The sequence below is a fragment of the Streptomyces sp. NBC_00536 genome, from assembly GCF_036346295.1.
In the GTDB taxonomy this organism is placed as follows: Bacteria; Actinomycetota; Actinomycetes; order Streptomycetales; family Streptomycetaceae; genus Streptomyces.
Genome location: NZ_CP107819.1, coordinates 5,734,823 through 5,761,283, shown reverse-complemented (window position 1 = coordinate 5,761,283; position 26,461 = coordinate 5,734,823). Strand labels below are relative to the sequence as shown.

Genomic DNA, 26,461 nt, shown 5'->3' with positions numbered 1-26,461 from the left:
ACAGGGCCCGGGCGGGACTCGGGACTTACTCCCCGGGTCCCCCGTCGGCCCGGTATCCGGGGAGGGAGGGCCAGCGCACGGTGAGGACGACGGCGTCTTCCTCGGCGTACCAGGAATGGTCCACTCCGCGCCCCCAGAGTACGTAGTCCCCCTGCTCGGCGAGGACCACGGTCCGCCCGGGGAACTCCAGCCGGAACCGGCCGCTGATGAGGACCTGGAGGGCCGTGCGCTCCTCGCCGGTCACCCACTGCCCGCGTTCCTCGCCCTTCGGGTGGACGCCCCACTTGATCTCGACGTCCGCGCTGTGCCGGGGGTCGTCGGCGTCCTTGAAGTGGCCGAGGAGCCAGCCGCGGTCGGCGGCGGCCTCGGGTCCCGCCTTGCCGGTGTGGACGAGCCCGTCGGAGGCGCGGGCCGTGGGCGCGGGGCGGCGGGTGCGATCGGTCGCATCGGTCATGTGGGGAGGCTAATGCACTTGCGTTGGGGGCCGATTGCCTGCTGAGCTGCACGGATGACGATGGATCTTGATGCGGTGAGGACCCTTTTCGATGCCGAGGCCCGTCGGGGGGCGCAGTCGGACGGGGATCATTCCCTGGTGGAGCACGACGGGGACGTCGTACGGCGCGTCTCGCGCGGACCGGGCTGGAACGGGGTGCTCTGGTCGGACCTCGACGAGAACACGGCGGACGCGCGGATCGCGGCGCAGGTCGCGTACTTCGAGGGCCGCGGGGTGCCGGAGTTCGAGTGGAAGACCTACGACTACGACGCCCCCGCCGACCTGGGCGCACGACTGCTGGCCGCCGGCTTCGTGCCGGAGCCGCCGGAGACCCTGATGGTGGCGCCGGTCGCGGAGATCGCGCGCGCGGTGCCGGCGCCCGAGGGGGTGACCCTGGTGAACGTGACGGACGTCGAGGGCGTCGACCTGATGATGGACGTTCACGCCCAGGCCTTCGGCGGGAACCGGCCGCGGATCCGGCACGCGCTGGTCACCCAGGTGACGCAGGCCCCGGAGACGATCCTGGCGGTGGTCGCGATGGCGGACGGCCAGCCGGTCAGCTCGGCGCGGATGGAGATCACCCCGGGCGCTTCCTTCGCGGGCCTGTGGGGCGGCGGCACCGTCCCGCAGTGGCGGGGCAAGGGCATCTACCGCGCCCTGGTCGCGCACCGCGCCCTCGCCGCGGCCGAGCTGGGCATCCCCTATCTCCAGGTGGACGCGTCGAGCGAGAGCCGCCCGATCCTGGAGCGCCTGGGCTTCGGGGTGCTGGGCGTGACGGTGCCGTACGTGTGGGCCGGCAAGTGAGGACGAGTACGGGCGAGTAAGGGCGAGCGGCGGCCCGGGGCTTTCGCCGCGCCGGTCCGGGGGTGCAAGATCAACCGCATGGATCGCATAGCACCCCCGCTGACCGGCAACGAGCGCGAAACCCTGCGCGCGTTCCTCGACTTCCACCGCGCCACCCTCGCCATGAAGTGCGAGGGGCTCACCGACGAGGAGCTGCGCCTGCGGGCGTCGCCGCCCTCGACCCTCACCCTGCTCGGCCTCGTGCGGCACATGGCCGAGGTGGAGCGCCACTGGTTCCGGCGCGTCCTGGCGGGCGAGGACGTGTCCCACGTGTGGTCCGACAAGCACGACTTCCAGGAGGCGTACGACGCCTCTGCCTCCACCCGCGCCGAGGCCTTCGCCGCGTGGGAGGCGGAGACCGTCTTCTCCCGGCGGTTCGAGGCGGAGGCCGACTCCCTCGACGTGACGGCCTACTTCGGCAAGTGGGAGGCGGACGTCTCGTTGCGCCTGGTGATGCTCCACCTCATCCACGAGTACGCCCGCCACAACGGCCACGCCGACTTCCTGCGCGAGGCGATCGACGGCGTCACCGGCGCCTGAGCCCCGGCTCCCGGCCCCGACTCCCGAGCCCGTTGACCCGCGGCCGGGCCGGGGGTCCACCCGCGCGCAGGCGCGCTGGTGCGGCTTGCCCCCGCTCTCGAACCCCCGGCTTCCCCCGGCACTCCCACAGGGCCCTATAGTTAGGCGAGCCTAACCTAAAGTACTTGGGGAACAGTGTGAGCAGCTCGACCAGTTCGGCGCCGACGGAAGCGGCAGACCGGGCCGCCCCGGAGACCTACGCGTGCTACCGGGACGCGTGGGGCATCCCCCATCTGCGCGCGGCCGACCCCTTCCGCCTCTCCTACGCCCAGGGCCGGACCACCGCCGTGGACCGCGCCTGGCAGCTGGAGGTGGAGCGGCGCCGCTCGCAGGGCTCCACCGCCGCCTTCCTCGGCGCCGACGAGGTCGCCTGGGACCGGTTCGCCCGCCAGTCCCGGCTCGACGACACCGCCCGCCGCTGCTTCGGGTCCCTCGACGCGGAGACCGCCGCGTGGGTACGGGCGTACGTCGACGGGGTCAACGACGGCATGGCGGCGGGCGCGGCCCGCGACGAGCGGTTCGCCCGCACCGGCCTCGTCCCCACCCCCTGGGAGCCCTGGGTCCCGCTCGGGATCTGGCTCTCCACCCACGTCCTGTTCGCCGGGTTCCCCACCAAGCTCTGGCGCGCCCAAGTGGCCCGCGCCCTCGGCGACGAGGCCGTCACCCTGTTCGCCACCGACGGCCCCGGCACCGCGGGCAGCAACGGCTGGCTCGTGCCGGGCGAGCGCACCTCCACCGGCGCGGCGATCATCGCGGGCGACCCGCACCGCTTCATCGAGGACCCGGGGGTCTACCAGCAGATCCGGCTGGCCTGCTCCGAGTACGACGTGGTCGGCCTGGCCGTCCCCGGGGTCCCGGGCCTGGCGCACTTCGGCCACACCGGCTCCGTCGCCTGGGCGATCACCAACGCCATGGCCGACTACCAGGACCTGTACGTCGAGCGGCTCACCCGCACCGGCGGCCCCGGGGGCGAACGCGTCTGGGCCCTCGGCCCGGACGGTGCCCGCGAGCCCGTCGCCCGGCACACCGAGACCATCACGGTCGCGGGCGCCGACGGCGCGGCTCCCACCGAGGTCGAGGTCGAGGTCCTGGAGACCGCGCGCGGCCCGGTCGTCATCGACACCCCCGAGCAGACCGTCAGCCTGCGCCACCCGTCACGGGTCCGCGCGGACCTCGGCTTCGCCGCGCTCCCGGCCCTGCTGCGCGCCCGTACGGTCGCCGACATCGACCGCGCCGTCGACGGCTGGGCCGAACCCGTCAACGTCATCCACGCCGCCGACACCGGGGGCGGTCTGCTGCACCGGGTCGCGGGCGCCGTACCGCTGCGCCACCCGGACAACCGGCTGCGGCCGGTGCCCGCGTGGGAGCCGGGGCACGCGTGGCAGGGCTGGGCCGATGCGCCCGCCGAGCCGGTGCAGGGGTTCGCGGTGATGGCCAACGCCCGCGGGATCGCCTCCCCGCTGGGCGTGGAGTTCGCGCCCCCGCACCGGGCCCACCGGATCAGGGAGCTGCTCAGCGGCTCGGCCGACTGGTCCGCCCCGGACATGGCCGACGTGCACCGGGACACCTTCCTCGGTTCCGCCGCCGCCCTGCTGGACCGGCTGCCCGCGCTGACCGGGCTCTCCCCCGAGGCCGGGACGCTGCGCGAGCGGCTGCTGGGCTGGGACCGGCACATGGCGGCCGGGAGCACCGACGCCACCCTGTTCGCGGCGCTGCGCACGGCGCTCGTCCGGCGGATCGCCGCCGACCCGGCGCTCGCGGAGCTGGCCGGCGCGCCGACCGGCCCCGAGGTCTTCCACCCCTGGCTGTACCTCCTCCCCCGGGTCGGTTACGCCCTCGAAGGGCTCCTCACCACCGCGCTGCTGCCCGGGCTGGACCGGGCCGCGCACCTGCGCGCCGCGCTGGAGGAGACGGCCGCCGCGGCTGCCCCCGACACCGCCTGGTCCGAGGTGCACCGGCTCGCGCCGTGGCAGGCGCTGCACGATCCGGGGGCCGCCTGGCCCGGCCTGGGCGGGGACCACGACTGCGTGAACGCCACCTCCTCGGTCCCCGGGGTCACCGACCTCAGTTCCCGGGCGTCCGCCGCCCGTTACGTGTGGGACCTGGCGCGGCGCGAGGACAGCCTGTGGGCCGTCCCGCTGGGCGCGGACGGGGTCACCGGCTCCGCGCACCACCGCGACCAGCTCCCGCTCTGGGCCCGGGGCGAACTCGTACCCGTCGTCACCGACTGGACCCTGCTCACCAAGGAATCGATATGACCTCGCCCGCCACCCCTTCCTCCGCCTCGGCCCGGCAGCCCGTCCACACCCGTCACGTGGAGGGTTTCGGCACGGTCACCCTCACCCCCGTCGATCCCGCCGCCGACGCCCCGCTGATCCACGGCTGGGTCAGCGAGGAGCGCGCCCGGTTCTGGGGCATGAACGGGGCGAGCCGCGAACTGGTCCAGGAGATCTACGAGGACGTCGACCGCCGCGACACGCACCACGCGTTCCTCGCACGCCGCGACGGAGTACCGGTGGCGCTCTTCCAGACCTACGACTGCGAGGCCGACCGGGTCGGCGAGTGCTACGAGGTCCGGCCCGGGGACACGGGCGTGCACCTGCTGATCGGCCCCGTGGCGGGTGCGGCCGAGCGCGGTTTCAGCGCGGGCCTGCTGACCGCCTTCCTGGAGTACGTGTTCGCCGACGGCCGCACGGTCCGCGTCGTCGCGGAACCGGACGCGCGCAACGAGAAGGCCATCGCGCGCCTGGAGCGGACCGGCTTCGTACTGGGTCCCGAGGTCGAACTCCCCGAGATCGACCTGCCCGAGGTGTACCTCCCCGCGAAGCCGGCCCGGCTCGCGTTCCTCAGCGCGCCGCGCCCGTAGCGCCCGTAACGCCTTCGGCTTCGGCTTCGGCTTCGGCTTCGGCTTCGGCGAGGAACTCGCTGATCAGCGCCTCCCATTCGGCCGGGCGCTCGGCGAACAGCAGGTGCCCGGTGGCCAGTTCCGCCCACCGGGCGCCCGCGACCGAGTCCGCGACCTCCCGCTGGAGCGGCAGCGGCACGAGCCGGTCCGCGGTCGTCGCGATGACCAGGACCGGTACGTCGAGCGACGCCAGCTCGGCGCGCATGTCCGCGCCCGGCACCAGCGCGGCGTGGTCCCCGCCGCCGGGCGGGAAGACGGCGGCCGTCGCGGCCACGGTTTCGGCCAGCTCCTGCGGGGTCAGCGACTCCAGCACGCCCGGGCTGAGGACCAGCGGGACCAGCACCTTGGCCAGCAGACCGGTCTCGCCGCGCCCGGCCAGCTCGGACCAGAGCCCGGTGACGAGCGAGAGCCGGTTGTCGGCGCGGGCGAAGGTCGCGGTGAGGACGAGCGCGCTCACCCGCTCCGGGTGGCGGCTCGCGACCCGGGTGGCCACGTGCCCGCCGAGCGAGTAGCCGAGCACCGCGAACCGATCCAGCCCCTCGGCGTCCGCCGCGGCCACCAGCTCGTCGGCCAGCTCGTCCACGGTGAGCGTGTGGTCGGCGCGCGGGGTGCCGCCCGTACCGGGATAGTCGACCCCGACGACCGAGTGCCGGGCGGCGAGCCCGTCGAGGACCGGCCCGAAGTTCCGGTCCACGGATCCGCCGCCGCCGTGGGCGAGCAGCAGCCCGGGCCCGCCGCTCTCCTTGCGGACGGTGCGGGCGTAAGTGGGTGCGGTGACAGTGGACATGACGGTCTCCCCGTTGATTGGCCAATGATCGCTACGGAAAGAAAGGTATCGGATTTAACTAGCGATCGCTACAGAATCAATGTGATCCAGATCACTTCACCAAGATCGCCGTGGACGATGACTTCCGGACGCTCCGCCGGTCTTCAATGACGTAGACCCGAAAACGCAAGAGGAGCGAGTCACCATGCGCATCGTCATCACCGAGTTCATCAGCCTGGACGGTGTCGTGCAGGCTCCGGGCGGGCCCGGCGAGGACCCGGACGGCGGCTTCGCCCACGGCGGCTGGTCGCACCCGTTCTTCGACCCGGAGGTGGTCGGCGGGGCCTTCGCCGGCTCCCTGGCCACCGCCGGCGCGCTGCTCTTCGGGCGCCGCACCTGGCAGACGATGGCCGGGGCCTGGCCCGAGCGGGCCGGCGACCCCTTCGCCGACCAGATGAACTCGCTTCCCAAGTACGTCGTCTCCGACACCCTCGGCGACGACAAGCTCGACTGGAACAACACCACCCGCATCCCCGGCGCGGACGCCGTCGCCCGCATCCGGGAGCTGCGCGCGGCGGACGGCGGCGACCTGGCCGTGATGGGCAGCCCGACCCTCGTCCGCACCCTGCTGAGCGAGGGCCTGGCCGATGAGCTGCGGCTGATCGTCATGCCGGTGCTCGTCGGCGGCGGCAAGACGATCTTCCCGGACGACGGCCGGCTGCACACGCTCGAACTGGTCTCCACGGCCACCAGCCCCGCCGGAGTCATCGTGTGCACCTACCGCCCGGCCGCCGGATAGCGCACGGCCGGTCAAGTGCCTCGGGCCGGACACGAATTGACCGTCCCCGCCCCACACGAAAAACTGACCCCCACTGATCACAGCTGGGGGGACATTGGCCGGCCAGAACTTGCACATAGGGCCCGACTCCGCGCCCGACCGGTACCGGCTCCTCCGGTCCATCGGTCGCGGCGGGGAGGCCGTGCTCTACCTCGCGGAGATAGACCTGGCGGGCGGAGCGGAACCCGTGGTCGTCAAGGTGCTCGACGCGAAGACGACCCTGACGCCGGAGCTCTTCGAGCGGATCAGCCAGAAGTGGAACGAGCAGGCCGAGCTGCTGCGCTTCGTGCACCGGCCGGGCGTGGTCGGGGTCCGGGAGCACTTCCAGGGCCCGCCGATCCACCGGTCCGGGGAGTCGGACACGGTCAGCGGGCGCGCCCTGGTCCTCGTCATGAACCGCGTGGACGGCCTCGACCTGCGGGACTGGCGGGCCGAGCGGGCCTTCACCACGCCCGGCGAGCGGCGCGAGCTGATGCGGACGCTGGAGCAGCTCGCGGACGTACTGGACTGGCTGCACTCGGGGCGTGCCACCCCGTCCGGCCGGACCGTCATCCACGGTGACCTGTCACCCGGCAATGTGATGGTCGATGAGCACGGGCAGGCCACCCTGGTGGACTTCGGGCTCAGCAAACTCACCGCGGACCACCAGACGGCCGAGGTCTGGTTCACCCCCGGGTACGCCGCCCCCGAGGTCTTCGACGGCAAGCGGACCCCGGGCACCGACCGGTACGCCTTCGGGGCGATCGCGTACTTCCTGCTCAGCGGCGAGTCGCCGCCCCCGACCCCGGAGCTGCTGGCGCGGGCCATGGCGGCGCTGCCGCAGATCGCCGTGCTGGACGAGGATGCGCGGGCGCGGATCCTCGCGCTGCACTGCGCCGACCCGGACGAGCGACCGGTCAGCCTGACCGGGTGGATGAAGGACCTCCGGCGCGCGGTGGTCTCCACGACCACCTCGACCTCGGGGCCCGTGCCGGTCCAGGGCGCGGTGCCGGTCCAGGGCGCGGTGCCGGTGCCGCGGGCCCCCTTCGTCCCGCCGCTGCCCGCCGCCCCGCCGGTGGCGACGGCCCCGGTCGCCGGGGCGCCGGTCGCGCAGACACCGCCGCCGTCGGTCCCGCCCGCCTACATGCCGATGCGGGCCCCGGCCCCGTGGCCGGTGGCCCCGGCGCCCGGACCCCGGCCACCCCTCCAGCGGAAGCGGACCGGACGGATCCTGGGGGCGGTGGGCGGGGTGCTCGTCATCGCCGTCCTCGCGGTGGTCGGCGTACAACTGATCGGCAAGGACAAGGACAAGGGGACGGCGACGGGGACGGGCGGCCAGTCGGGGAGCACCGCCAAGCCCGGCGGTCCGTCGGCGGCCGGTCAGCCCGCCGGTCAGCCCACCGCGCAGCCGACGCCGTCCAGTCCGGACTCCACCTCGCTCGCCCTCATGAATCCGGTCGCCAAGGACAAATACGGCTGGCTCGCCGCGGGGAGCGGCACCCTGGACGCGAAGCGCTACGACACCGCGCTGCTCCCCGACGGGGTCGCCGGCGAGGAGCGGTGCAAGGGCAGCACCGAGTACAACCTGAGCCGGGAGTGGAAGACGCTGACGATGGTCGCGGGCATCGACGACTCCTCGGCGGACCGGGCCTCCAGGCTGACCATTTCGGTGGACAACAAGGCCGTGTTCACCGGTGAGGTGGACCTCGGGGCCCCGCAGACGCTGAACCTGGACGTCTCGAACGGCCTGCGGCTCTCCATCGCGTACGCCAACACGGGCAGCGGCTGCCACATGGGCACCCTCGTCCTCGGGGAGCCCACGCTCAAGAAGTAGCGCGACGCGCGAAGGGGCCGTACCCGCGAGATCGCGGATACGGCCCCTTCACGTGAACGGGTACCTGAACGGGTACCTGAACGGCGGGAACTACTCCGAGACGCCCAGGCGTTCCAGGATCAGTTCCTTGACGCGCGCCGCGTCCGCCTGGCCGCGCGTGGTCTTCATGACCGCGCCGACCAGCGCGCCGACGGCCGCGACCTTGCCGCCGCGGATCTTGTCCGCGATGGCCGCGTTGCCCGCGATGGCCTCGTCGACGGCCGCGCCGAGCGCGCCGTCGTCCGAGACGACCTTGAGGCCGCGCTTCTCGACGACCTCGTCCGGGGTGCCCTCGCCCGCGAGGACGCCCTCGATGACCTGGCGGGCGAGCTTGTCGTTCAGCTCGCCGCCGGCGACGAGCGCCGCTACCCGGGCGACCTGCGCCGGGGTGATCGGCAGTTCGTCGACGACGACGCCCTGCTCGTTGGCGTTACGGGCCAGCTCGCCCATCCACCACTTGCGCGCGGCGGCCGAGTCGGCGCCCGCCTCGGTGGTGGCGACGATGGAGTCCACCGCGCCCGCGTTGAGGATCGACTGCATGTCGTGCTCGGTGACCCCCCACTCCTCGCGCAGCCGGTTGCGGCGCACACGGGGCATCTCGGGGAGTCCGGCGCGCAGTTCCTCGACCCAGGTGCGGGCCGGGGCGATCGGGACGAGGTCGGGCTCCGGGAAGTACCGGTAGTCCTCGGCGTTGTCCTTGATGCGGCCGGAGGTGGTGGAGCCGTCCTCTTCGTGGAAGTGACGGGTCTCCTGGAGGATCGAGCCGCCCGACGAGAGCACCGCCGCGTGGCGCTGGATCTCGAAGCGGGCCGCGCGCTCGACGCTGCGCAGCGAGTTGACGTTCTTCGTCTCGCTGCGGGTGCCGAACTCGGACTCCGGGGTGGGGCGCAGCGACAGGTTCACGTCGCAGCGCATCTGGCCCTTGTCCATGCGGGCCTCGGAGACGCCCAGCGCCTTGATGACCTCGCGCAGCTCGGCGACGTACGCCTTGGCGACCTCGGGGGCGCGCTCGCCCGCTCCCTCGATCGGCTTGGTGACGATCTCGATGAGCGGGATGCCGGCGCGGTTGTAGTCCAGCAGGGAGTGGGACGCGCCGTGGATACGGCCGGTGGCACCGCCGACGTGCAGCGACTTGCCGGTGTCCTCCTCCATGTGGGCGCGCTCGATCTCCACGCGGAAGATCTCGCCGTCCTCCAGCTGCACGTCGAGGAAGCCGTTGAAGGCGATCGGCTCGTCGTACTGGGAGGTCTGGAAGTTCTTCGGCATGTCCGGATAGAAGTAGTTCTTCCGGGCGAAGCGGCACCACTCGGCGATCTCGCAGTTCAGCGCGAGACCGATCTTGATCGCCGACTCGATGCCGATCTCGTTGACGACCGGGAGCGCGCCGGGCAGGCCGAGGCAGGTGGGGCAGGTCTGCGAGTTGGGCTCGGCGCCCAGCTCGGTCGAGCAGCCGCAGAACATCTTGGTGCGGGTGCCCAGCTCGACGTGGACCTCAAGGCCCATGACGGGGTCGTACGACGCGAGGGCGTCCTCGTACGACAGGAGTTCGGTTGCGGTCACGGTGAAACTTTCCCTCTCAGCCGAGCAGGACGTCGTCGTCGCCCAGGCGCTTCAGCTCGCGGTACAGGATCGCGAGACCGGTGATGATGGCGGCGGCGGACACGACGGCGTCGACCAGCTTCAGCGTGTCGTGCTCGGTACGGGCCTTCTTGGCCTGCTTGACCACGCTCAGCGCGCCGAAGGCGGTCGTACCGATCGACAGGTACGTACCGGACTTGGACTTCTTGAAGCCTTTGGCCTTGGTCAGTGCACTCACAGGGACGGAGCCTCCTCCAGCAGCGGGTGACCCCAGCGCGCGACGAAGGCGGCCTCGACGGCCGCGCCGACCTTGTAGAGCCGGTCGTCCTTCATGGCGGGGGCGATGATCTGCAGACCGACCGGGAGACCGTCCTCCGGTGCCAGGCCGCAGGGCAGCGACATGGCGGAGTTGCCGGCCAGGTTGGTCGGGATGGTGCACAGGTCCGCGAGGTACATCGCCAGCGGGTCGTCGGTGCGTTCACCGATCGGGAAGGCGGTGGTGGGCGTGGTCGGGGAGACGATCACGTCCACCTGCTCGAAGGACTTCTCGAAGTCCTTGGTGATGAGCGTGCGGACCTTCTGGGCCGAGCCGTAGTACGCGTCGTAGTAGCCGGAGCTGAGCGCGTACGTACCGAGGATGATGCGGCGCTTGACCTCGTCGCCGAAACCGGCTTCGCGGGTCAGGGCGGTGACGTCCTCGGCGGACTTGGTGCCGTCGTCGCCGACGCGCAGGCCGTAGCGCATGGCGTCGAAACGGGCCAGGTTCGAGGAGGCCTCGGACGGCGCGATCAGGTAATACGCAGCCATCGCGAGGTCGAAGGACGGGCAGTCCAGCTCGACGATCTCGGCGCCCAGCTCCTTGAGCAGCTCGACCGACTCGTTGAAGCGCTGGACGACACCGGCCTGGTAGCCCTCACCGGCGAACTGCTTGACCACGCCGACGCGCATGCCCGCGACGGAGCCGTTGCGGGCCGCCTCGACGACCGGCGGGACCGGGGCGTCGATGGAGGTGGAGTCCAGCGGGTCGTGACCGGCGATGACCTCGTGGAGCAGGGCCGTGTCCAGGACGGTGCGGCCGCAGGGGCCGCCCTGGTCCAGGGACGAGGAGAAGGCGACCATGCCGTAGCGGGAGACCGCGCCGTACGTGGGCTTCACGCCGACGGTGCCGGTGACGGCGGCGGGCTGGCGGATGGAACCGCCGGTGTCCGTGCCGATGGCGAGCGGGGCCTCGAAGGCGGCCAGCGCGGCCGCGGAGCCGCCGCCGGAGCCGCCGGGGATGCGGGTGAGGTCCCAGGGGTTGCCGGTCGGACCGTAGGCGCTGTTCTCCGTCGACGACCCCATGGCGAACTCGTCCATGTTGGTCTTGCCGAGGATGACGACGTCGGCCTCCTTCAGCTTGCGCGTCAGGGTGGCGTCGTACGGCGGGATCCAGCCCTCCAGGATCTTCGAACCGACGGTCGTCGGGACCCCGACGGTCGTGAAGATGTCCTTGAGCGCGAGCGGTACGCCGGCCAGCGGGCCGAGCTTCTCGCCCCGCTCCCGCTTCGCGTCGACGGCCGCGGCCTGGGCGAGCGCGCCCTCACGGTCGACGTGCAGGAAGGCGTTGACCTTCTCGTCGACGGCCTCGATGCGGGCGAGGTGCGCCTCGGCGACCTGGACGGCCGTCAGCTCGCCGGAGGCGATCTTCTCGGCGGTCTGGGCTGCCGTGAGCTTGATGATGTTGATGTCCGTCATGGTGATTAGTCCTCCCCCAGGATCTGCGGCACCTTGAAACGCTGCTGCTCCTGAGCGGGGGCGCCGGCCAGCGCCTGCGCGGGGGTGAGCGACGGACGGACCTCGTCCGCGCGCATGACGTTCGTCAGCGGGAGCGGGTGGGAGGTCGGCGGGACGTCTTGGTCGGCAACCTCGGAAACGCGGGCGACCGCGCCGATGATGTCGTCGAGCTGTCCGGCGAAGTGGTCGAGCTCTTCGCTTTTCAGCTCCAGACGTGCCAGCCGAGCGAGGTGGGCGACCTCCTCGCGCGTGATGCCAGGCATGCAGCGATCCTCTGGGGTGGTGTATCGGGATTCAGGTTTCGGCCCCAATCCTATGGGGCGGGGCGCCCGACCCACGAAACGGTTCCGTCCCCGGGGGGCGCGGCGTGCGACCCTGCCGGGCGCCGAACCGGCCCCGCCTGGCGCCCGACCCAGCCCCGCCGGCGTTTGAGGCGCCGCCGGAGGCACCCGGGCGCAGCCCGGAACCCGCGCCTCAATCGCCGGCGCGGCTCAAAGATGCCCTCAAACGCCGGGCAGGCTGGAATGCCGGGCCTGAGGCTGGCCCTGCCGGGCGGACAAACCAGCCCCGCCGGCGTTTGAGGCGCCGCCGGAGGCACCCGGGCACAGCCCGGAACCCGAAGACGCCCTCAAGCGCCGGGCCGGCTGGAATGCCGGGCCTGAGGCCGGCCCTGCCGGGCGCCCGACCCAGCCCCGCCGGCGTTTGAGGCGCCGCCGGAGGCACCCCGGGCGCAGCCCGGAACCCGAAGATGCCCTCACACGCCGGGTGGGCCGGATTGGCGGGCGGAATCCGGGGTCGCGGCCGCGGCGGCGGCGAGTTCCGCCGTGATGTCGGCCGGGCGCCGCCAGCCCCGCTCGCCGCGCGCCAGCAGCCAGGCCGTGGCCTCGGCGGGCGGCATCGCGGCGGCCACCAGCCACCCCTGCACCGCATCGCAGCCCAGGTCCCGCAGCCGCTCCCAGGTCTCGTCGTCCTCGACGCCCTCGGCCACGACCAGCAGGCCGAGGGAGTGGGCCAGGTCCACCGTGCAGCGGACGATCTCCGCGTCCTGCGCGTCGACGGCCAGCCGCGCCACGAAGGACCGGTCGATCTTCAGTTCGCTGACGGGCAGCCGCCGCAGGTGGACGAGGGAGGAGTAGCCCGTCCCGAAGTCGTCGAGCGACATCTTCACGCCGTGCCCGGTGAGCCCCGCCATGGTGTCGGCGGCCCGCTGCGGGTCCTCCAGCAGGACGTGCTCCGTTATCTCCAGTTGCAGCCCGCTCGCGGGCACCCCGTGCCGGGCGAGCCGCGCGGCGACGGCCCCGGCGAAGCCGGGGGTGTGCACGTCGCGCGGTGAGACGTTGACGGCGACCGGCACCTTCAGGCCCTGGGCCCGCCAGCGGGCGACCTGGGCCAGCGCGGTTTCGAGCACGTACTCCGTCAGGTGCGGCATCAGACCGGAGGTCTCCGCGATCGCGATGAACTCGTCGGGCGAGACGCGCCCCCGTTCGGGGTGCACCCAGCGGACGAGGGCCTCCAGTCCGGCGACCTGTCCGTCGAAGCGGACCTTGGGCTGGTAGTGGAGTTCCACCTCGCCCGCGTCGAGCGCGCGCCGCAGGTCGCCGAGGAGACCGAGCCGGTCGGGGGTGTTGCTGTCCCGCTTGGACTCGTAGACCTCGACTCCGGTGCGGTCCCGCTTCGCCTGGTACATCGCGACGTCGGCCCGCCGCAGCAGCCCTTCGGCGTCGAGGGCGTGGTCGGGGAAGACGGCGAGGCCCGCGCTGGCCTCCAGGACGAGGGTGAGCCCGTCGAGGTCGAGCGGCGAGCTGAGTTCGGCGACGAGGTGGCGGGCCACCCGCTGGGCGCTGGTGGTGGAGTCGGCGACGGGCAGCAGGACGGCGAACTCGTCGCCGCCGAGCCGGGCCACTTCGGCGTCCTCGGGCAGGGCCTGGCGGAGCCGGTCGGCGATCTGGAGGAGCAGCCGGTCTCCGGCGAGGTGGCCCAGGGTGTCGTTGACGGCGCGGAAGCGGTCGAGGTCGATGAGGACCAGGGCGGAGCGGGTGCCGATACGTTCAGCCTCGTCCAGGGCCCGCCAGGCGCGCTCCAGCAGCCACTGCCGGTTGGGCAGTCCGGTGAGCGGGTCGCGCAGTTGTTCCTCGGCGCGGGCCCGGGCGATCCACAGGGTGGAGTCGAGGGCGATCAGCGGGACGGCGAAGAGGGGCAGCAGGACGGGCAGGGTGATGGCGACCACGCAGATCAGCGGGGCGATGCCGAGCAGCGCCGCGGCGACCAGGGCCTGGCGGATCAGCGCGGTGCGGGCGACGGTGGGCAGCCCGCGGCCGCGCGGGGTCAGGGCGAGCCACAGCAGGACCCGGGTGACCAGCAGGTAGGCGATGGCGACGAGGGTGATCTCGGGGATCGCCCCGGGCCCCCAGCCGGTGGGCTGCCAGGGCACCTCGACGCTGGGCGCCTGGCCGAAGAGGGCGAGTACGAGCGCCCCCGCGGCGATGCCGAGGATGTCGGCGGAGCCGTGCAGCAGGCCCTGGCGCCAGCGGTGCCTGCGGGCGGCGCCGACGAGGGAGACCACGGCGAGCGAGACGAGCCCGGCCGGGATCCAGCCGTAGAGGATGAGCACGCCGAGGGTGAGGGCGGCGCCGGAGCCGGTGCCGCCCCACCAGCGGTCCCGGCCGAGCGCGACGAGGTGGCCGACGATGATGCCGGTGAGCAGGGCGAGGCCCCATCCGGCGGCGCCGCCGGGGAACAGGGCGTGACGGTCACTCAGCGCCCGGGCGATCCCGACGACGAGGACGACGAGGGAGAGGCCGACGACGGCGAACGGGAGTGCGGCGCGCCAGCCGTGGACCTCGGTGCCCGGCCCGCCGCCGGAGCCCGCTCCGGATCCGGCCTCGGGCGGGTGGGGTTCGGGCGTGCGGGTGGTCCGTACGCCGTACCGCGGGGGCTGGGCGGGGCGCTCGGCGACGGCCGGGCGCTCCTGCCGTACCGGGCGTTCGGCGCGCGGTGCGCGCTCGGGCCGGGGGGCACGTCCGTCGCGGCGCGCGTGTCCGGCGCGGCTCCCCCGCCCGGCGGTGCGGGCCGCCCGGTCCGTCCGCAGGGACGGCAGTTCCCCGCCCGTCCCGCCGAAATCCGGTGGCGGGTCGGCGCTTTCGATGGGTTTCATGCCCGTCCCTCTCACAGCCGGCGATGCCGTTGCCTCGTGATGGCCCCGATGTCATGCCATCACGGCTGGATTCGCGTCCCGCAACCGTGCACGACAGGCGCACCCCTCAACAGTAGGACGCGAGGGGCTCCCAAGGGCAGCGGTCGACGGCGGTTGCCCGAATACGACCCAGCCATCCTCATCAGTACGGTATCCGCCGAACGGGTGAGGCCGGACCAGGACTTCCGGGTCACCCTTGCGATGATCCGACAGGTCAACGCCTTGCGGCTAGGCCGGTACCGGCCGTTCACGACCACCTCGCGCGCCCGGCGTGCGCCCGCCCGTACGGCCGCACGCCACGCATCCGTTCGCCTCCGGCCGCTCCGCCGCCGGTCGACCCGTGCTCTTTCGTTACTCCGATTCGGCGGCCGTGTCGAGCGCGGCGGTGTCGAGGGCGGCGGCAGGAGCGGCGGCGGGCTCCTCCAGCGGCAGGGCGGCCTCGCGCGCCGCCTCGGGGCCCTGCTCCAGCAGGACGGCGAAGCCCGCGTCGTCCAGGATCGAGAGCTTCAACTGGACGGCCTTGTCGTACTTGGAGCCCGGGTTGTCGCCGACGACGACGAAGGAGGTCTTCTTGGAGACCGATCCGGTCACCTTGGCTCCGCGGCTCTGCAGGGCGTCCTTGGCGCCGTCGCGCGTGTGGCTCGCGAGCGTGCCGGTGACGACGACGGTCAGGCCCTCCAGCGGGCGCGGCCCCTCCTCCTCGGCGGAGACCTCGTCCTCCATCCGGACCCCGGCGGCCCGCCACTTGGCGAGGATCTCCTGGTGCCAGTCGACGGCGAACCATTCCTTGAGGGCGGCGGCGATGATGGCGCCGACGCCTTCGGTGGCGGCGAGTTCCTCTTCCGTCGCCGCCTCGATCCGCTCGATGGAACGGAACTCGCGGGCCAGCGTGGCCGCCGCGACCGGTCCGACGTGCCGGATCGAGAGGCCGTTGATGAAGCGGGCGAGCGGCCGGTCCTTGGCCGCCGCCACGTTCTCCAGCAGGGCCAGGGCGTTCTTCCTGGGCTCGCCCTTCTGGTTGGCGAAGACCGTGACGATCTTCTCCTCGCCGGTCTTGGGGTCGTGCTTGGGCAGCCCGCTGTCCGCGTCCAGGACGTACGCCTTGATGGGGAGCAGCTGTTCGATGGTGAGGTCGAACAGGTCGCCCTCGTCCAGCAGCGGGGCGACGGCCGGTTCCAGCGGTCTGGTGAGCGCGGCGGCGGCGACCTTGCCGAAGTTCTCGATGTCCAGGCATTCGCGGCCGACGAGGTAGAAGAGCCGCTCGCGCAACTGGGCGGGGCAGGTCTGCGCGTTGGGACACCGGACGTCGATGTCGCCTTCCTTCATCGGGCGCAGCGGGGTGCCGCACTCGGGGCAGTCGGCGGGCATCACGAACTCGCGCTCGCTGCCGTCGCGCAGGTCCACCACCGGGCCGAGGATCTCGGGGATGACGTCACCGGCCTTGCGCAGGACCACGGTGTCCCCGATGAGGACGCCCTTGGCCTTGACGACCTGCTGGTTGTGCAGGGTGGCGAACTCGACCTCGGACCCGGCCACCGTCACCGGCTCGACCTGCGCGTAGGGGGTGACCCGGCCGGTGCGGCCGACGCCGACCTTGATGTCGATCAGCTTGCTGTTGACCTCTTCGGGCGCGTACTTCCAGGCGATCGCCCAGCGCGGGGCGCGCGCGGTGGAGCCGAGTCGGCCCTGGAGCGGGATCTCGTCGAGCTTGACGACGACGCCGTCGATCTCATGGGCCACCGAGTGCCGGTTCTCGCCGAAGTGGGCGATGAACTCACGGACTTCGGCGAGGGAGCCGACCACCTTGTTGTACCGGGCGGTGGGCAGGCCCCATTCGTGGAGCAGTTCGTAGGCGTGCGAGAGCCGGTCGATGTCGAAGCCCTCGCGGGCGCCGATGCCGTGGACCACCATGTGCAGCGGGCGGGTCGCGGTGACCTTGGGGTCCTTCTGGCGCAGTGAACCGGCGGCCGCGTTGCGCGGGTTGGCGAAGGGCTTGTCGCCCGCCTCGACCAGGCGGGCGTTCAGCTCTTCGAACTTCTCCATCGGGAAGTAGACCTCGCCGCGGATCTCGACGAAGGCCGGGACGCGGTCCCCGGACAGCCGGTCGGGGATCTCGGCGATGGTGCGGACGTTGGGCGTGATGTCCTCGCCGCTGCGGCCGTCACCGCGGGTGGCGGCACGGGTCAGCCGGCCGTTCTCGTAGGTGAGGTTGACGGCGAGGCCGTCGACCTTCAGCTCGCACAGATAGTGGTAGTCGGAGGTGTTGACGTCCCGGGCCACCCGCTCGGCCCAGGCCGCCAGCTCCTCGTCGTCGAAGGCGTTGTCGAGGGAGAGCAGCCGCTCGCGGTGCTCGACGGAGGCGAAGTCGGTGACATAGGCCCCCGCCACCTTCTGGGTGGGCGAGTCGGGGGTGCGCAGCTGCGGGTACTGCTCCTCCAGGGCCTCCAGCGAGCGCAGCAGGGTGTCGAACTCGGCGTCGGTGACGACCGGCTGGTCGTTCACGTAGTACCGGAAGCGGTGTTCCTCGATCTGCTCGGCGAGCAGCGCGTGCTGCTCCAGCACCGCCGCCGGTGCGTCGGCCGCGGCCGCCGTGCCCGTGGCCGCGCCCGCCGCCGTGCCGTCACCGTGCTTCTGTTCGGCTGCCATGCCGTGTCCTCCCGTGGGCCCGTCTCTACGTCACTCAGGGTTGTCGGCGAGCGACCTCGCCGCCTTGACGCAATGCGCCATCGCCGCGCGGGCGTAGGCGGGCGAGGCGCCCGCCAGACCGCACGACGGGGTGACCACGACGGACTCCGCGAGGGTCCCCGGGGCCAGCCCCAGCCTGCGCCAAAGCTTCCTGACACCCATGACGCTACCGCCCGGGTCTGACAACGGACCGTCGGTCCCCGCCACCACTCCGGCGAAGAGTTTCATGCCGTCCTCAACGGCTTCGCCGATGACGTCGTCATCGCGCTCGGTGAGCAAGGAGAAATCGAACGACACGCCCGCGACCCCGGCCCGCCGCAGCAGTGCGAAGGGGACGTCCGGCGCGCAGGAGTGCACGACGGCCTCCCCATCGTGCACGGCGAACAGGTCCCGCAGCGCGCCTTCCACCACCTGCCGGTCGACGGCCCGGTAGGTGCGGTACTCGCTGGCCGTACGGACGTGCCCGCGCAGGACCGCGGTCAGCGAGGGCTCGTCGACCTGGAGCACGATCTCCGCGCCGGGGATGCGTTTCTGCACATCCGCCAGGTGTTCCCGCAGTCCTTCGGCCAGCGAACCGGCCAGGTCCCGGCAGGCGCCCGGGTCCCGCAGGACGGCCTCGCCGCCGTGCAGTTCCAGGGCGGCGGCGAGCGTCCACGGCCCGACCACCTGCACCTTGAGCTTGCCCTGGTAGCCCTGGGTGAACTCCTCCAGCGCGTCGAGGTCCTCGCCGAGCCAGGACCGGGCCCGCTTGGTGTCCCGGCCGGGACGGTCGCTGAGGCGCCAGCCGCTGGGCTCGACGTGCGCGTACATGTCGACGAGCAGCCCCAGCGAGCGCCCGATCATGTCGGCGCCGGGCCCGCGGGCGGGCAGCTCGGCGAGGTACGGGAAGTCCTCGAAGGACCCGGTGACGGTCTTGGCGGCCTCGCGGGCGTCCGCGCCGGGCAGCGAGCCGACTCCGGTGGCCGCGCCGGTCACGGGTGCGCTCATCGTCCGGGCCGCACGGAGAGGTCGTTGACCTCCGCGTCGCGGGGCAGGTCGAGGGCCATCAGGATGGTGGTGGCGACGGACTCGGGGTCGATCCAGTCGGCCGCGTCGTAGCTCTCGCCCTCCTGGGAGCGGACCTTGGCCTGCATCGGGGTGGCGGTGCGTCCCGGGTACACGGAGGTGACGCGGATCCCGTTCGGCTTCTCCTCGGCGCGCAACGCGTCGGCCAGCGCGCGCAGTCCGTGCTTGGAGGCGGCGTACGCGCCCCACTCCGCGTGCGCGGTGAGTCCGGCGCCGGAGTTCACGAAGAGGACCTGCCCGCGGGAGGCGCGCAGCGAGGGCAGCGTGAGCCGGGTCAGCTCGGCGGGGGCGATCAGGTTGAGGTTGAGCTGCTGGTGCCAGGTCTTGGGGCGCAGCTCGCCGACCGGGCCGAGGTCGACGATCCCGGCGATGTGCAGCAGGGAGTCGAGCCGGTCGGGCAGCGCCTGGTGGGAGAAGGCCCAGGAGATCCGGTCGGGGTCGGCGAGGTCCGCGACGAGCGCGCGCGAGCCGGGGAAGAGGGCGGTCAGCTCCTTGCCGCGGGCGGCGTCGCGGGCGATGAGGATGAGTTCGTCGCCGCGTGCGTGCAGGCGGCGCGCGACGGCGGCGCCGATGCCGGAGCCGGCGCCGGTGATGAGGTGGGTAGCCATACCGCCCATGCTCGCACCCCGGCCGCCCGGTCCGGTCCGTCCGGCCCGCGCCCGCCCCTCCCCGGCCCTTTTCGTCAGAGCCCGGCGGCCGCGCGCAGTGCCGCCGCCCTCTTCGTGGCGTCGTAGCCCGGGGGGACGCCGTCGATGAGGACGGCCTCGCCGGGGATGTGGCGGGTGCGCAGCGGGAGGAGCTCCTGGTAGGCGGGCGAGGCGTACCAGGCGCGGGCGCGCTCGATGTCCGGGAAGCCGATGACCACCACGGTGCCGGGGAAGGGGCCCTCCAGGACCTCGGGGGTGGCGCCGTGGACGAGGAAGGCGCCCTCGAAGGGGTCCATGGTGGCCTGGATCTCCTCGATGTAGCGCAGGATGTCGTCGTTCATCGTGTCGGGGCGCAGGTGGGCGATCGCGTATGCGGTCATGGCGGCTCGGTGTCCTCTTCTTCCGTGGCGGGACCGGCTGTTGGTCCGATCCTGCCCCGGCCGCGGAACGGCGTCGATTACCCCGCGGGTCATGCCGCCGCGGCGGGACGGAAGGTGCGCCGGTAGGCGATCGGCGACACTCCGAGCGAGGTCCGCATGTGCTGGCGCAGGGAGTTGGCCGAGCCGAAGCCGGCCCGGTGGGCGACGAGGTCGACCGGGAGGTCGGAGGATTCCAGCAACTGGCGGGCGGCCTCCAGGCGTTGCCCGGTGAGCCACTGCACCGGGGTCATGCCGACCTCCTCGCGGAACCGCCGGGTGAAAGTACGCAGGCTCATCCGGGCGTGATCGGCGAGCTCGGTGAGAGTGATCGGCTCGGCGAGGCGTTCCAGAGCCCAGGCCCGGGTGGCGGTGGTGGTGGCGACGGTGGGTACGGGGACGGGCCGGTCGATGTACTGGGCCTGGCCGCCGTCGCGCCACGGCGGGACCACGCACAGCCGCGCGGCGCGGTTGGCGACGGCGGAACCCTGGTCCTGGCGGATCATGTAGAGGCAGAGGTCGACACCGGCGGCCACGCCCGCCGAGGTGAGGATGTCGCCGTCGTCCACGAAGAGGACCTCCTCGTCGAGCCGGACGCGCGGGAAGCCCCGCTGGAACTCGGGCGCGTGCAGCCAGTGCGTGGTGGCGGGCCGGCCGTCGAGCAGCCCGGCGGCGGCGAGGACGTAGGAGCCGGTGCAGAGGGAGACCAGCCGGGTGCCGGGCCTGATCGCGGCGAGCGCGTCGGTCAGCTCCTGCGGCAGGGGCGCGCCGTGCGCAAGCTCGTCCATGGCGTGCGTGGGCGTGATGATCACGGTGTCGGCCACGGCGAGGGCTTCGGGACCCGCCGAGACGCCGACCGTGAAGCCCGCGTCGCTGGTCACGGGCTGCCCGTCGGCGGTGCAGACGGTCAGCTCGTAGAGCGGGTTCCCGGCCTCGTCCAGGGCGTTGCCGAAGACCCGTGAGGGGATCCCGAGCTCGAACGGGGGGACGCCTTCGAGGGCGAGTACGGCGATCCGGTGCATGGCCAGATCCTGACACATGGTGGCCGTCCGGCCAACACCGCGGCCTCGTCCGGGCACCGAAGCTGGTTCCAGAGCAGCACCGGACACACCTGAGGAGAAACACATGCGCGCCATCGTCGTCAGCCAGTGGGGCGGGCCCGAGGTACTGACCGAGACCGAGATCGAACGGCCCGAGCCGGGCCTGGGCGAGATCTTGGTACGGGTCCACGCGGCCGGGGTGAACCCCGTCGACTGGAAGACGCGGGCCAGCGGCACCCCCATCGCCTGGGGGCCGGTCCCGATGGTCGGCTGGGACGTGTCCGGCACGATCGAGGCCGTCGGCCCCGGCGTGACGCTCTTCCAGCCGGGCGACGAGGTCTTCGGCATGCCGCGCTTCCCGCAGCAGGCGAGCGCGTACGCCGAGTACGTCACGGCCACGGCCCGGCACTTCACCCACAAGCCGGCCGCGATCGACCACGTCCAGGCAGCCGCCCTCCCGCTCGCCGCGCTCACCGCCTGGCAGGCGCTGACCGACACCGCGGATCTGCGGCCCGGGCAGCGGGTGCTGGTGCACGCCGCGGCCGGCGGCGTCGGACACTTCGCCGTCCAGATCGCGAAGGCGCTCGGCGCGTACGTGATCGGGACCGCGAGCGCCGCCAAGCACGACCTCGTCCGCTCCCTCGGCGCCGACGAGATGATCGACTACCGGACCACCGCCTTCGAGGACGCGGTATCGGACGTCGACGTCGTGATCGACGCCATCGGCGGCGACTACGGGGTGCGCTCCTTGAAGGTGCTGCGCCCCGGCGGACACCTGATCACCCTGAACGGTCCCGACGACGTGCCTGCCGACGCCGGGGGCTTCCGCACCGGCTGGACCCTCGTCGAACCCGACTACGCGGGCCTCAAGGCCATCGCGGCCCTCGTGGCGGAGGGCAAGCTCCGACCGGTGGTCGACACGGTGCTGCCGCTGGAGCAGGCCGCGAAGGCCCACGAGATCGGCGAGCAGGGCCGGACCACCGGCAAGATCGTCCTGACGGTGGTCCAGGACGCGGCTTAAGCCGACACGGTGTCCGTGGCCTTCGTCGTCGTCGCGATGGTGGCGGAACCGACGACGCGGGTGCCGTCGTAGAGCACGATCGCCTGGCCGGGGGCCACGCCGCGGACCGGCTCCGCGAAGCGCACCCGCAGCTCGCCCTCGACCACCTCGGCGAACACCTCGGTCTCGCCGCCGTGGGCGCGCAGCTGCGCGGTGTAGGTGCCCGGGGCGGCGGCCGTGGAGCCGCACCAGCGGGGGCGGATCGCGGTGAGGGCGCTGACGTCGAGGGCCTCGACGGGGCCGACGGTGACGGTGTTGTTCACCGGGGAGATGTCGAGGACGTAGCGCGGCTTGCCGTCGGCCGCCGGGTGCCCGATGCGCAGGCCCTTGCGCTGGCCGATGGTGAAGCCGAAGGCGCCCTCGTGGGTGCCGAGCTTGGCGCCGGACTCGTCGACGATGTCGCCCTCGGCCTTGCCGAGGCGGCCGGCCAGGAAGCCCTGGGTGTCGCCGTCGGCGATGAAGCAGATGTCGTGGCTGTCGGGCTTCTTCGCGACGGCCAGGCCGCGCGCCTCAGCCTCGGCGCGGATCTCTTCCTTGGTGGTGAGGGTGTCACCGAGCGGGAAGAGGGCGTGCGCGAGCTGCTTCTCGTCGAGGACGCCGAGGACGTACGACTGGTCCTTGGCCATGTCGGAGGCGCGGTGCAGCTCGCGGCTGCCGTCCTCGTTCAGCACGACGGTGGCGTAGTGGCCGGTGCAGACGGCGTCGAAGCCGAGGGCGAGGGCCTTGTCGAGCAGCGCGGCGAACTTGATCTTCTCGTTGCAGCGCAGGCACGGGTTCGGGGTGCGCCCGGCCTCGTACTCGGCGATGAAGTCCTCGACGACGTCCTCGCGGAAACGGTCGGCCAGGTCCCACACGTAGAAGGGGATGCCGATGACGTCCGCGGCACGGCGGGCGTCACGGGAGTCCTCGATCGTGCAGCAGCCGCGGGCTCCGGTGCGGAAGGACTGCGGGTTCGCGGACAGCGCGAGGTGGACACCGGTCACCTCGTGCCCGGCTTCGGCCGCGCGGGCGGCGGCGACGGCGGAGTCCACGCCGCCGGACATGGCGGCCAGGACGCGAAGGGGGCGGGTGCTCGGCAGGTTCTCAGTCATAGCACCGTCCAGGGTACGGGGAACCGCAAGGGGTCACAGCGCGTTATCTGGTGCGGGGGTGGTTCGGATGGGCAAGAAGGGGCGTCGGGCGGTACTGCTCGGGGGGCTCGGGCTGGTCGCGGCCGGTGCGGTGGCGGGCCGGGAGGAGATCGCGCGGAGCTGGTGGCTGCTGCCGGGGGTGGGCAAGCCGCGCCAGGAGGGTGCGCTGGATCACGCGGGCGCGAGCTGGACCGCGGCCTCCCCCGCGAACTGGCGGCTTGCCGACCGGCCCGCCGACCACCGCATCGACCGGATCGTGATCCATGTGACCCAGGGCGATTTCGCCTCGTCGGTGGAGGCCTTCCAGAACCCGTGGCACAAGGCGTCCGCCCACTACATAGTCCGCCAGGACGGACACGTGGAGCAGATGGTCCGCGAGCTCGACATCGCCTTCCACGCGGGCAACCGCTCCATGAACGAGCGCAGCGTCGGCATCGAGCACGAGGGCTTCGTCACACGGCCGCAGGACTTCACCGACGCGATGTACGCCGCCTCGGCGCGGCTGGCCGCCGACATCTGCCGGCGGTACGGAATACCCGCCGACCGCACGCACGTCCTCGGCCACTCCGAGGTGCCCGGCGCGGACCACACCGACCCCGGTCCGCACTGGGACTGGGACCGCTACCTGCGCCTGGTCGGCGAACTCCTCAGCTGAGGCCGGCGGTCCGGGCGCGGTCGACGGCCGGGCCGATGGCGGCCGCGACGGCGGCGACGTCCTCCTTGGTGGAGGTGTGGCCGAGGGAGAACCGCAGGGTGCCGCGGGCCAGGTCCGGGTCCGTGCCGGTGGCCAGCAGGACATGGCTCGGCTGGGCCACGCCCGCGGTGCAGGCCGAGCCGGTGGAGCACTCGATGCCCTGCGCGTCCAGGAGGAGGAGCAGGGAATCGCCCTCGCAGCCGGGGAAGCTGAAGTGGGCGTTGGCGGGGAGACGGTCGTCCGGGTCGCCGCCGAGGATCGCGTCCGGCACCGCCGACCGTACGGCCGCGACCAGCTCGTCGCGCAGGGCGCCGACCTCGCGGGCGAAGGCCTCCCGGCGCTCGGTGGCCAGTACGGCGGCCACCGCGAAGGCGGCGATCGCCGGTACGTCGAGGGTCCCGGAGCGGACGTGGCGCTCCTGGCCGCCGCCGTGCAGGACGGGTACGGGGCTCTGGTCACGGCCGAGGAGCAGCGCGCCGATGCCGTAGGGGCCGCCGATCTTGTGACCGCTCACCGCCATGGCGGCGAGACCGCTGTCGGCGAAGCCGACGTCGAGCTGTCCGATGGCCTGGACGGCGTCGGAGTGCATCGGGATGCCGAACTCGCGGGCGGTACCGGCCAGTTCGTGGACCGGCATGACGGTGCCGATCTCGTTGTTGGCCCACATGACGGTGGCGAGGGCGATGTCGTCCGGGTTGCGGGCGATGGCCTCGCGGAACGCCTCGGGGTGGACCCGGCCGAAGCCGTCCACCGGGAGGTACTCGACGCGGGCGCCCTCGTGCTCGCCGAGCCAGTGCACGGCGTCGAGGACGGCGTGGTGCTCCACGGGGCTGGCGAGGATCCTCGTCCGGGCGGGGTCGGCGTCGCGGCGGGCCCAGTACAGGCCCTTGACGGCGAGGTTGTCGGCCTCGGTGCCGCCGGCGGTGAAGACCACCTCGCTCGGGCGCGCGCCGAGCGCCTCGGCGAAGGCCTCGCGGGCCTCCTCGACGGTACGGCGGGCCCGGCGGCCGGCGGCGTGCAGGGAGGATGCGTTGCCCGTCGCGGCGAACTGCGCGGTCATCGCCGTGGCGGCCTCCGGCAGCATCGGCGTGGTGGCGGCGTGGTCGAGGTAGGCCATGATTCCCCGATTCTACGAGTCCCCGCGCGCGGCCCGAACCGGGTCCCGGGGCCGGAGCCGGTCCTCAATCGCCGGACGGGCTGAGGTGGGTCGGCATGACCGAGCCCGGACCTGCCCCGGGGGGCGACCCGTAGACCCCCGACCACCGGGCGGTCGGGGCCTCCGGAAGGTCCTCAAACGCCGGACAGGCTGGAGTGGGCCGGCTTCGCCGAGGCCGGGCCTGCCCCGGGGGGGCGACCCGTAAGCCCCCGGCCGCCAGGTGGGCGGGGCCTCCGGCGGGTCCTCAAACGCCGGACGGGCTGGAGTGGGCCGGCTTCACCGAGGCCGGGCCTGCCCCGGGGGGGCAACCCGCAGACCCCCGGCCACCAGGTGAGCGGGGCCTCCGGCGGGTCCTCAAACGCCGGACGGGCTGGAAGGCGGGGCGGGGGTGGCCCGGATGAGCCGGAGCGGGCCGGGGCCGGAGGCCCACAGGTCCCTGGGGCCGCAGGCCCGCAGGGGCCGGGGCCGGGAGCAGGCCGCAGGCCCGCAGGGGCCGGAGGCCCGCAGGTCCCCGGGGCCGGAGGCCGGAGCAGGCCGCAGGCCCGCAGCGGCCGCGAGGGCCTGGGGGCCGGGGGCCGGAGGTCCCGAGGAGGGCCGGGGGCCGGAGGTTCCAGGGGGGCCGGGGGCGGAGCCCTCGGTTTCGGGAAGGGGCGGGTAGGGGAACAGCCCCGCAGGGCCCGCCCGCGCCACCACACCCTCCGGGCCACCCGACGGGCGGAGGCGGCTCCGCGCCGGGGCTCGCGAGCCTCGCGTCGGGGAAAGGGCCGGGCGCAGCGGGGCCAAGGCGGGGCGGCGGGCCCGTGCTGGGGCTCGCGGGCCTCGCAATGGGGGAAAGGGCGCCGGTTAGGGGCGGGGGGCTCGGGCCAGTTGGCGGGACTGGGCTACCAGGTGGTTCGCGGAGTCCCAGACCTCCGCGTCCTCCTCCAGCATGCCCCCGGCCAGGTTCCGCGTGGTGATGGCGACCCGCAGCGGCCCCGGCGCGGGCATCCGCCGGACGTGGGTGGTGAGTTCGACGGTCGGGGTCCAGCCGATGAGGCCGAGGTCGAAGGAGGTCGGCGGGAGCGCGTCCACGACCAGGAGGAGGGACAGCGGGTCGGCGTCCCGGCCGTCGGCCAGTTCGAACCAGGACCGCATCTCGCCCTTGCCGGACGGCGCGCCGACCGCCCAGCCCGCCGTGGCGGGGTCCAGGCGCAGCCGGAGCCGGTCGACGATGGCCGAGCTGCCGGGGATCGGGGCCGGGCCCGCCTCGGGGCCCAGGCAGTCGGCGTAGGCGGGCATCACCGGCGGCGTGGCCGTCGTACGGACGTCGTCCGGCAGCGCCGCGAGGTCACCGTAGGACGCGAGGACGCGGATGCGTTCGACCTCGGCGCCGTTCTCGTCGTACTGGAACAGCGAGGCCTGGCCCGTGGAGAGGGCGCGCCCGGCCCGGACCACCTCGGTGCGGATCACTGCGGGTCCGGGAACCGAGGAGGTCAGGTAGTGGGCGGTCACCGTGAAGGGATCGGGGTGCGGCAGGGCGGCCGACAGCGCCCGGCCGACCAGGGCGAGCAGGTACCCGCCGTTGACGGCGGTGATGATGGTCCACCCGCCGGAGAGTTCCGCGTCGTAGACCCCGGGCTCGTCCGCCCGCTCGGTGACGGCGGTGTCGCGGTCGAATTCGCTGTCGCCGATGGTGGCCAGCGCTGCTGCGTGAGTCATGCGGCGAGGGTATCGCTACTTGCTACTAAGCGGTAGCTTTCCCGCTGGCG

Annotated in this window: 23 protein-coding genes; 8 read left to right on the top strand and 15 right to left on the bottom strand. The window is 73.2% G+C overall.

Features of this window, described 5'->3' with window-relative positions:
• Nucleotides 1-25: 25 nt before the first annotated feature.
• Nucleotides 26-454, bottom strand: coding sequence for a signal peptidase I (locus OHS33_RS25770; protein WP_330332784.1), 429 nt, complete (start codon nucleotides 452-454; stop codon nucleotides 26-28).
• A 60-nt stretch (nucleotides 455-514) separates the two neighbouring features.
• Between OHS33_RS25770 and OHS33_RS25765 the strand changes: the two genes are divergently transcribed.
• The 4 genes from OHS33_RS25765 (at nucleotide 515) to OHS33_RS25750 (ending at nucleotide 4,781) form a co-directional block, all read left to right on the top strand.
• Entirely contained in the window at nucleotides 515-1,297 is a 783-nt protein-coding gene (locus OHS33_RS25765; protein WP_330335205.1) for a GNAT family N-acetyltransferase, read from the top strand.
• Between the two features lie 78 nt (nucleotides 1,298-1,375).
• Complete coding sequence (locus OHS33_RS25760) at nucleotides 1,376-1,876, top strand: DinB family protein (protein WP_330332783.1); 501 nt, start codon at nucleotides 1,376-1,378, stop codon at nucleotides 1,874-1,876.
• Between the two features lie 176 nt (nucleotides 1,877-2,052).
• Nucleotides 2,053-4,173 carry a penicillin acylase family protein gene (locus OHS33_RS25755; protein ID WP_443065352.1) on the top strand — a complete coding sequence of 707 codons (2,121 nt, stop codon included), beginning with the start codon at nucleotides 2,053-2,055 and terminating at the stop codon, nucleotides 4,171-4,173.
• Nucleotides 4,170-4,781 (top strand): GNAT family N-acetyltransferase, encoded by a 612-nt coding sequence (locus OHS33_RS25750; RefSeq protein WP_330332782.1) that lies wholly within the window; start codon nucleotides 4,170-4,172, stop codon nucleotides 4,779-4,781. Before OHS33_RS25755 ends, OHS33_RS25750 begins: the two co-directional genes overlap by 4 nt.
• Here OHS33_RS25750 and OHS33_RS25745 read toward each other — a convergent pair.
• A complete protein-coding gene (locus OHS33_RS25745) occupies nucleotides 4,762-5,607 on the bottom strand; it encodes an alpha/beta fold hydrolase (protein ID WP_330332781.1) in 846 nt (281 codons plus the stop codon). The genes OHS33_RS25750 and OHS33_RS25745 overlap by 20 nt on opposite strands.
• Nucleotides 5,608-5,791: 184 nt before the next feature.
• Here OHS33_RS25745 and OHS33_RS25740 point away from each other — a divergent pair, with 184 nt between their 5' ends.
• Both OHS33_RS25740 and OHS33_RS25735 read left to right on the top strand, forming a co-directional pair.
• Nucleotides 5,792-6,385, top strand: a complete 594-nt coding sequence (locus OHS33_RS25740) for a dihydrofolate reductase family protein (protein ID WP_330332780.1) — start codon at nucleotides 5,792-5,794, stop codon at nucleotides 6,383-6,385.
• Nucleotides 6,386-6,566: 181 nt separating this feature from the next.
• Nucleotides 6,567-8,237 (top strand): protein kinase domain-containing protein, encoded by a 1,671-nt coding sequence (locus OHS33_RS25735; RefSeq protein ID WP_443065351.1) that lies wholly within the window; start codon nucleotides 6,567-6,569, stop codon nucleotides 8,235-8,237.
• A gap of 90 nt (nucleotides 8,238-8,327) precedes the next feature.
• On the opposite strand, the gene gatB is transcribed toward OHS33_RS25735, so the two are convergent.
• The 10 genes from gatB to OHS33_RS25685 all read right to left on the bottom strand — a co-directional run bounded on the left by gatB (nucleotide 8,328) and on the right by OHS33_RS25685 (nucleotide 20,655).
• Nucleotides 8,328-9,836, bottom strand: coding sequence for an Asp-tRNA(Asn)/Glu-tRNA(Gln) amidotransferase subunit GatB (gene gatB / locus OHS33_RS25730; RefSeq protein ID WP_330332778.1), 1,509 nt, complete (start codon nucleotides 9,834-9,836; stop codon nucleotides 8,328-8,330).
• A gap of 16 nt (nucleotides 9,837-9,852) precedes the next feature.
• A complete protein-coding gene (locus OHS33_RS25725) occupies nucleotides 9,853-10,092 on the bottom strand; it encodes a hypothetical protein (protein ID WP_330332777.1) in 240 nt (79 codons plus the stop codon).
• Entirely contained in the window at nucleotides 10,089-11,594 is a 1,506-nt protein-coding gene (gatA, locus tag OHS33_RS25720) for an Asp-tRNA(Asn)/Glu-tRNA(Gln) amidotransferase subunit GatA (protein ID WP_330335203.1), read from the bottom strand. The genes OHS33_RS25725 and gatA overlap by 4 nt, the downstream gene beginning before the upstream one ends.
• Entirely contained in the window at nucleotides 11,594-11,890 is a 297-nt protein-coding gene (gene gatC, locus OHS33_RS25715) for an Asp-tRNA(Asn)/Glu-tRNA(Gln) amidotransferase subunit GatC (RefSeq protein WP_330332776.1), read from the bottom strand. Before gatC ends, gatA begins: the two co-directional genes overlap by 1 nt.
• Nucleotides 11,891-12,381: 491 nt before the next feature.
• Nucleotides 12,382-14,781: a putative bifunctional diguanylate cyclase/phosphodiesterase gene (locus OHS33_RS25710; RefSeq protein WP_330332775.1), complete on the bottom strand. Its 2,400-nt coding sequence runs from the start codon at nucleotides 14,779-14,781 to the stop codon at nucleotides 12,382-12,384.
• A 390-nt stretch (nucleotides 14,782-15,171) separates the two neighbouring features.
• Nucleotides 15,172-17,466: an NAD-dependent DNA ligase LigA gene (gene ligA, locus OHS33_RS25705; protein ID WP_330332774.1), complete on the bottom strand. Its 2,295-nt coding sequence runs from the start codon at nucleotides 17,464-17,466 to the stop codon at nucleotides 15,172-15,174.
• A 30-nt stretch (nucleotides 17,467-17,496) separates the two neighbouring features.
• Nucleotides 17,497-18,492, bottom strand: a complete 996-nt coding sequence (locus tag OHS33_RS25700) for a methionine synthase (RefSeq protein WP_330332773.1) — start codon at nucleotides 18,490-18,492, stop codon at nucleotides 17,497-17,499.
• Nucleotides 18,489-19,178: an SDR family oxidoreductase gene (locus tag OHS33_RS25695; protein ID WP_330332772.1), complete on the bottom strand. Its 690-nt coding sequence runs from the start codon at nucleotides 19,176-19,178 to the stop codon at nucleotides 18,489-18,491. Before OHS33_RS25695 ends, OHS33_RS25700 begins: the two co-directional genes overlap by 4 nt.
• A 74-nt stretch (nucleotides 19,179-19,252) precedes the next feature.
• Nucleotides 19,253-19,597, bottom strand: a complete 345-nt coding sequence (locus OHS33_RS25690) for a DUF1330 domain-containing protein (protein WP_330332771.1) — start codon at nucleotides 19,595-19,597, stop codon at nucleotides 19,253-19,255.
• An 89-nt stretch (nucleotides 19,598-19,686) separates the two neighbouring features.
• The gene (locus OHS33_RS25685; protein ID WP_330332770.1) at nucleotides 19,687-20,655 is read right to left on the bottom strand and encodes a GlxA family transcriptional regulator; all 969 of its coding nucleotides are present in this window, start codon (nucleotides 20,653-20,655) and stop codon (nucleotides 19,687-19,689) included.
• 103 nt (nucleotides 20,656-20,758) lie between these two features.
• Here OHS33_RS25685 and OHS33_RS25680 point away from each other — a divergent pair, with 103 nt between their 5' ends.
• Nucleotides 20,759-21,694 (top strand): NADP-dependent oxidoreductase, encoded by a 936-nt coding sequence (locus tag OHS33_RS25680; RefSeq protein WP_330332769.1) that lies wholly within the window; start codon nucleotides 20,759-20,761, stop codon nucleotides 21,692-21,694.
• Here the strand turns inward: OHS33_RS25680 and mnmA are convergent.
• Complete coding sequence (gene mnmA / locus OHS33_RS25675; RefSeq protein ID WP_330332768.1) at nucleotides 21,691-22,824, bottom strand: tRNA 2-thiouridine(34) synthase MnmA; 1,134 nt, start codon at nucleotides 22,822-22,824, stop codon at nucleotides 21,691-21,693. The genes OHS33_RS25680 and mnmA overlap by 4 nt on opposite strands.
• Before the next feature lie 67 nt (nucleotides 22,825-22,891).
• Between mnmA and OHS33_RS25670 the strand changes: the two genes are divergently transcribed.
• Nucleotides 22,892-23,518 (top strand): N-acetylmuramoyl-L-alanine amidase, encoded by a 627-nt coding sequence (locus OHS33_RS25670; protein ID WP_330332767.1) that lies wholly within the window; start codon nucleotides 22,892-22,894, stop codon nucleotides 23,516-23,518.
• Here OHS33_RS25670 and OHS33_RS25665 read toward each other — a convergent pair.
• Both OHS33_RS25665 and OHS33_RS25660 read right to left on the bottom strand, forming a co-directional pair.
• Nucleotides 23,511-24,674, bottom strand: coding sequence for a cysteine desulfurase family protein (locus OHS33_RS25665; protein ID WP_330332766.1), 1,164 nt, complete (start codon nucleotides 24,672-24,674; stop codon nucleotides 23,511-23,513). The two genes, OHS33_RS25670 and OHS33_RS25665, sit on opposite strands and share 8 nt — an antisense overlap.
• An 882-nt stretch (nucleotides 24,675-25,556) precedes the next feature.
• Nucleotides 25,557-26,411 carry a thioesterase family protein gene (locus tag OHS33_RS25660; protein WP_330332765.1) on the bottom strand — a complete coding sequence of 285 codons (855 nt, stop codon included), beginning with the start codon at nucleotides 26,409-26,411 and terminating at the stop codon, nucleotides 25,557-25,559.
• Between the last annotated feature and the right edge of the window lie 50 nt (nucleotides 26,412-26,461).

Excerpts from the sequence above, each read along its gene's own strand:
- OHS33_RS25770 (WP_330332784.1), bottom strand. The coding sequence starts at position 454 with ATGACCGATGCGACCGATCGCACCCGCCGCCCCGCGCCCACGGCCCGC.
- OHS33_RS25765 (WP_330335205.1), top strand. The coding sequence starts at position 515 with ATGGATCTTGATGCGGTGAGGACCCTTTTCGATGCCGAGGCCCGTCGG.
- OHS33_RS25760 (WP_330332783.1), top strand. The coding sequence starts at position 1,376 with ATGGATCGCATAGCACCCCCGCTGACCGGCAACGAGCGCGAAACCCTG.
- OHS33_RS25750 (WP_330332782.1), top strand. The coding sequence starts at position 4,170 with ATGACCTCGCCCGCCACCCCTTCCTCCGCCTCGGCCCGGCAGCCCGTC.
- OHS33_RS25745 (WP_330332781.1), bottom strand. The coding sequence starts at position 5,607 with ATGTCCACTGTCACCGCACCCACTTACGCCCGCACCGTCCGCAAGGAG.
- OHS33_RS25740 (WP_330332780.1), top strand. The coding sequence starts at position 5,792 with ATGCGCATCGTCATCACCGAGTTCATCAGCCTGGACGGTGTCGTGCAG.
- gatC (WP_330332776.1), bottom strand. The coding sequence starts at position 11,890 with ATGCCTGGCATCACGCGCGAGGAGGTCGCCCACCTCGCTCGGCTGGCA.
- OHS33_RS25710 (WP_330332775.1), bottom strand. The coding sequence starts at position 14,781 with ATGAAACCCATCGAAAGCGCCGACCCGCCACCGGATTTCGGCGGGACG.
- ligA (WP_330332774.1), bottom strand. The coding sequence starts at position 17,466 with ATGGCAGCCGAACAGAAGCACGGTGACGGCACGGCGGCGGGCGCGGCC.
- OHS33_RS25700 (WP_330332773.1), bottom strand. The coding sequence starts at position 18,492 with ATGAGCGCACCCGTGACCGGCGCGGCCACCGGAGTCGGCTCGCTGCCC.
- OHS33_RS25695 (WP_330332772.1), bottom strand. The coding sequence starts at position 19,178 with ATGGCTACCCACCTCATCACCGGCGCCGGCTCCGGCATCGGCGCCGCC.
- OHS33_RS25690 (WP_330332771.1), bottom strand. The coding sequence starts at position 19,597 with ATGACCGCATACGCGATCGCCCACCTGCGCCCCGACACGATGAACGAC.
- OHS33_RS25685 (WP_330332770.1), bottom strand. The coding sequence starts at position 20,655 with ATGCACCGGATCGCCGTACTCGCCCTCGAAGGCGTCCCCCCGTTCGAG.
- OHS33_RS25680 (WP_330332769.1), top strand. The coding sequence starts at position 20,759 with ATGCGCGCCATCGTCGTCAGCCAGTGGGGCGGGCCCGAGGTACTGACC.
- mnmA (WP_330332768.1), bottom strand. The coding sequence starts at position 22,824 with ATGACTGAGAACCTGCCGAGCACCCGCCCCCTTCGCGTCCTGGCCGCC.
- OHS33_RS25670 (WP_330332767.1), top strand. The coding sequence starts at position 22,892 with ATGGGCAAGAAGGGGCGTCGGGCGGTACTGCTCGGGGGGCTCGGGCTG.
- OHS33_RS25665 (WP_330332766.1), bottom strand. The coding sequence starts at position 24,674 with ATGGCCTACCTCGACCACGCCGCCACCACGCCGATGCTGCCGGAGGCC.
- OHS33_RS25660 (WP_330332765.1), bottom strand. The coding sequence starts at position 26,411 with ATGACTCACGCAGCAGCGCTGGCCACCATCGGCGACAGCGAATTCGAC.